The organism is Xanthomonas sp. SHU 166 (assembly GCF_000364685.1).
In the GTDB taxonomy this organism is placed as follows: domain Bacteria; phylum Pseudomonadota; class Gammaproteobacteria; order Xanthomonadales; family Xanthomonadaceae; genus Xanthomonas_A; species Xanthomonas_A sontii.
In genome coordinates this window covers 1-675 of sequence record NZ_AQOJ01000914.1, presented here as the reverse complement: position 1 = coordinate 675, position 675 = coordinate 1, and the positions used below count along the sequence as shown (strand labels likewise).

The window sequence follows — 675 nt, the reverse complement described above, 5'->3', positions numbered from 1 at the left end:
CCGAGGCCGACAGCCTGCATCCGGCGGTGCTGCGCCTGATCCGCACCACCGTCGAGGGCGCCGCGCGCCACGGGCGTTGGGTCGGCGTGTGCGGCGGCCTGGCCGGCGATGCGTTCGGCGCGGCCCTGCTGGCCGGCCTGGGCGTGCACGAGCTGTCGATGACGCCCAACGACATCCCCGCGGTGAAGGCGCGCCTGCGCGGCAGCCGTCTGGATGCGCTGCAGGCGCTGGCGCAGCGCGCGCTGGACTGCGAAAGCGCGGCCGAGGTGCGCGCGCTCGACGGAGCCGGCGCATGAGCGTCGATGCCGTCACCGTCACCCTGAATCCGGCGATCGACCTGACCGTGGCCATCGACCGGCTGCAGCCGGGCCAGGTGCACCGTGCGCGCAGCGCCCATGCCATCGCCGGCGGCAAGGGCATCAACGTCGCCGCCTGCCTGGCCGACGCCGGCCTGCGCTGCGCCGCGCTCGGCGTGCTCGGCGCCGGCAATGCGCCGGTATTCGAAACCCTGTTCGCCGACCGCGGCATCGACGATCGCTGCCTGCGCGTGCCCGGCGACACCCGCAGCAATCTCAAGCTGGTCGCCGCCGACAGCGGCGCCACCACCGATATCAACCTGCCCGGCCTGGCCCTGGACCAGGCCCAGCTCGATACCGTCGGCGCGCGCCTGGCCGA

The 675-nt window shown here is 74.7% G+C and carries 2 protein-coding genes; both read left to right on the top strand.

The window, feature by feature from the left end:
• Positions 1–296, top strand: a 296-nt coding sequence (locus D180_RS20520) for a putative PEP-binding protein (RefSeq protein WP_043091467.1), incomplete at its 5' end; no start/stop codon positions are given.
• The coding region (locus D180_RS20515) for a PfkB family carbohydrate kinase (RefSeq protein WP_017914242.1) at positions 293–675 on the top strand (383 nt) is incomplete at its 3' end. The genes D180_RS20520 and D180_RS20515, both read left to right, overlap by 4 nt.